Source organism: Candidatus Magnetobacterium casense, from assembly GCF_019173545.1.
Taxonomy (GTDB): domain Bacteria; phylum Nitrospirota; class Thermodesulfovibrionia; order Thermodesulfovibrionales; family Magnetobacteriaceae; genus Magnetobacterium; species Magnetobacterium cryptolimnobacter.
In genome coordinates this window covers 1-2,869 of record NZ_JABXWD010000405.1, presented here as the reverse complement: position 1 = coordinate 2,869, position 2,869 = coordinate 1, and the positions used below count along the sequence as shown (strand labels likewise).

General features: G+C 50.1%; 5 protein-coding genes. 4 read left to right on the top strand and 1 reads right to left on the bottom strand.

The window, feature by feature from the left end:
* Positions 1-31: 31 nt before the first annotated feature.
* Positions 32-511, top strand: a complete 480-nt coding sequence (gene moaC, locus HWQ67_RS15550) for a cyclic pyranopterin monophosphate synthase MoaC (protein WP_218253599.1) — start codon at positions 32-34, stop codon at positions 509-511.
* Positions 495-1,106, top strand: coding sequence for a phosphoribosylanthranilate isomerase (locus tag HWQ67_RS15545; protein WP_218253600.1), 612 nt, complete (start codon positions 495-497; stop codon positions 1,104-1,106). The genes moaC and HWQ67_RS15545 overlap by 17 nt, the downstream gene beginning before the upstream one ends.
* A 200-nt stretch (positions 1,107-1,306) precedes the next feature.
* Here HWQ67_RS15545 and panB read toward each other — a convergent pair whose 3' ends face one another.
* Positions 1,307-2,107: a 3-methyl-2-oxobutanoate hydroxymethyltransferase gene (gene panB, locus HWQ67_RS15540; protein WP_218253598.1), complete on the bottom strand. Its 801-nt coding sequence runs from the start codon at positions 2,105-2,107 to the stop codon at positions 1,307-1,309.
* Positions 2,108-2,327: 220 nt separating this feature from the next.
* On the opposite strand from panB, the gene HWQ67_RS15535 reads away from it, so the two are divergent.
* Positions 2,328-2,570, top strand: coding sequence for a hypothetical protein (locus tag HWQ67_RS15535; RefSeq protein ID WP_218253597.1), 243 nt, complete (start codon positions 2,328-2,330; stop codon positions 2,568-2,570).
* A gap of 46 nt (positions 2,571-2,616) precedes the next feature.
* Positions 2,617-2,820 carry a type II toxin-antitoxin system RelE family toxin gene (locus HWQ67_RS20665; RefSeq protein WP_425340735.1) on the top strand — a complete coding sequence of 68 codons (204 nt, stop codon included), beginning with the start codon at positions 2,617-2,619 and terminating at the stop codon, positions 2,818-2,820.
* Positions 2,821-2,869: the final 49 nt, after the last annotated feature.

The window sequence follows — 2,869 nt, the reverse complement described above, 5'->3', positions numbered from 1 at the left end:
ACCGTGTTGCGTAAAAGGAGGGTTTTAAGGTATGAGCGAACTGACGCACTTTGACGACGAGGGAAGGGCTAAGATGGTGGACGTCACCGACAAGCAGATAACTACCAGGGTGGCCATTGCAGGTGGCAAGGTTTTGATGAGGCCGGAGACGCTCAGACTGATTAAGGACCGTGGGTTGTCCAAGGGGGACGTCCTGGCGGTTGCGCGTGTGGCGGCCATTGCGGGGTCAAAGCAGACGCCTTTTCTGATCCCCATGTGCCATCCGCTTAACATAACAAGCGTTACCGTGGATTTTACGATCAACGAACCATACAACTGCATCGACATCCTGGCAACGGTCAAGGTAAGCGGCCAGACCGGCGTTGAGATGGAGGCCCTGACGGCGGTTAGCGTTGCAGCCCTGACCATCTATGACATGTGCAAGGCGGTGGATAAGAAAATGGTCATAAAGGATATTATGCTGCTTGAAAAACACGGAGGTCGGGGTGGAAGCTATAAACGTGAAGGTTAAGATATGCGGAATAACAAACGCCGATGATGCCATTGTCGCAGCGGAGGCCGGAGCAGATGCCCTTGGCTTTGTCTTCTACGACAAGAGCCCCAGATGCGTAACGCCACAAGAGGTTGCGACAATCGTCAGGGAGCTGCCACCGTTTATCACGACGGTTGGTGTGTTTGTCAACGAGGGTGTGGCAGATGTGATCGAAAAGATGACACAGAGCGGCCTTGACGTTGTGCAGTTGCATGGGGATGAGGGGGCGGAGTTCTCCGGCGTATGGAGCAAGGTTATCAAGGCCTTCAGGGTGAGGGACTTCGTAGACCTCGGTGTGCTGCAGTCATACAAGGTACATGCCTGGCTGCTCGACACCTACGATGACAAGGTCTACGGCGGCACGGGCAAACTGTTTAACTGGGACATCGCCATGGAGGCCGGACGGTTTGGCAGGATAGTGCTTGCAGGCGGCCTGACCGTCGAAAACGTCAGGGACGCCATCAGGAGGGTCAGACCCTATGCGGTGGATGTCAGTTCCGCCGTCGAGGACACAAAGCGAAAGAAGAATCACGACAAAATAAGGGCTTTTATCAAAGAGGCCAAGCACCCGTAACAGGGCAATCGCATTTGACCGTAAGAGAAAAAAAGGGGCGGTTTGTGGCAGGGGTGCCCCACCCCCTCCGCCCCCCTTCAGAACCCCCCGCAAGGGGAGGGGCGAGCCGCAATCTTGTCGCAGCGGGTCGCACCCGCCCCTGGCACGAAGAAGTCCCCTTGACCCCATTAAAGTGCTCAGAATATCCAACAACTGCCCTGCTACTTGAAGCTCTCTTTTTCGGATGGAAATACGCCGGTCTCCACTTCTTCCTTGTATGCCTTGAGGGCGTTGACGGCTACCTCCTTGATGTTGGCGTACTTCTTGACGAATTTGGGCACAAATCTGTCAAACAACCCTATGACGTCATGCAGTACCAGAATCTGGCCATCGCAGTGTGGCCCGGCGCCGATCCCTATGGTTGCTATGTCGAGGGCATCGGTGATCTCCCTTGCAAGCTCTGCCGGTATGGCCTCAAGCACGATGCTGAATGCGCCGGCATCCTGCAACCTGTTGGCATCATCGACGAGCCGCCTCCTGGCCTCATCCGTCCTGCCCTGGACCTTGTACCCCCCCATTCTGTATAACGCCTGTGGGGTCAGGCCAATGTGCGCCATCACCGGGATTTCGGCCCGCACGATTGCACGCACATGGGGCAACACCTCCGAACCTCCCTCGATCTTGATGGCCTGCGCACCCGCCTCCTTGATAAAACGACCGGCATTTCTCACCGCATCGGAAACCGAAACCTGGTACGACATAAACGGCATGTCCCCAATGACCATCGCTCCCGTCACGCCCCTTGAGACAAGCCGCGTGTGATATACCATCTCATCCATCGTCACGGCCATAGTGTTCTCCTGCCCCTGCACCACCATCGCAAGGGAATCTCCCACCAGCACTGCATCAAAACCTACCTCATCCACTATGCGCCCAAAGGGATAGTCATAGGCCGTTATCAGACTGAGACTGCGCTTGTGCTCCTTCTTCTCAAAAAAATCCTTTATCGTAACCCGTGGCATAACGTCAGCACTCTCCTGTTTCAGCAATCACTACAGATAAAACCTGCAAGATAAAAATACCCTGATATTTTAGCATAAGAACACCAAAAAATAATGACCAAAAATTGCGACTTTATCTGGCAATTGACAATGTTTTCTGTTTGTTATATACTATACCTTGTTAAATATTATATTATGCTGAAGCTTGTGGGTTATTGAGAAAAAAAAGGAGGATGTAGCTATGTCAACAGACTCAACGACAATCAGACTTACACGGGAAAAACTAAGAATCATAGAGGCTATAGCACAGAGCGAGAATAAAACACTGTCCGATATTTTTACCGATCTGGCCAATGAGTACATTGAAAGATATGCTGAAACTACGGAGCTTTTAAATATACCGAACTTTGCAGATGAATGTCATGAGGGATTAAAAGAGATTGAGGCAGGTAAAGGCAGGTTGCTCATTGAGTTGGAATGTTAAACTGTCTTCTAAAGCAGAAAAGTATTTTAATAAACTCAATAAAGATATGCGAAATAGAATTAAATCGGAGTTAATAACTCTATCTCAATACAATAACCCTTTAACTCACAATGACGTTAAACCCCTTGAAGGACAGTTGAGAGGATTTTGCCGCTTAAAAATAGGACACTACAGGCTGATCTTTAGCATTATTCATGACAATAGAACTATAGCTGTTGTAAACATTGCACCACGTGGTGATATCTATTAAAGAATTTCTTGTGTTCTCCCCTATGCTATAATAATAATGAAGAATTCGA

Excerpts from the sequence above, each read along its gene's own strand:
- moaC (WP_218253599.1), top strand. The coding sequence starts at position 32 with ATGAGCGAACTGACGCACTTTGACGACGAGGGAAGGGCTAAGATGGTG.
- panB (WP_218253598.1), bottom strand. The coding sequence starts at position 2,107 with ATGCCACGGGTTACGATAAAGGATTTTTTTGAGAAGAAGGAGCACAAG.
- HWQ67_RS15535 (WP_218253597.1), top strand. The coding sequence starts at position 2,328 with ATGTCAACAGACTCAACGACAATCAGACTTACACGGGAAAAACTAAGA.
- HWQ67_RS20665 (WP_425340735.1), top strand. The coding sequence starts at position 2,617 with ATGCGAAATAGAATTAAATCGGAGTTAATAACTCTATCTCAATACAAT.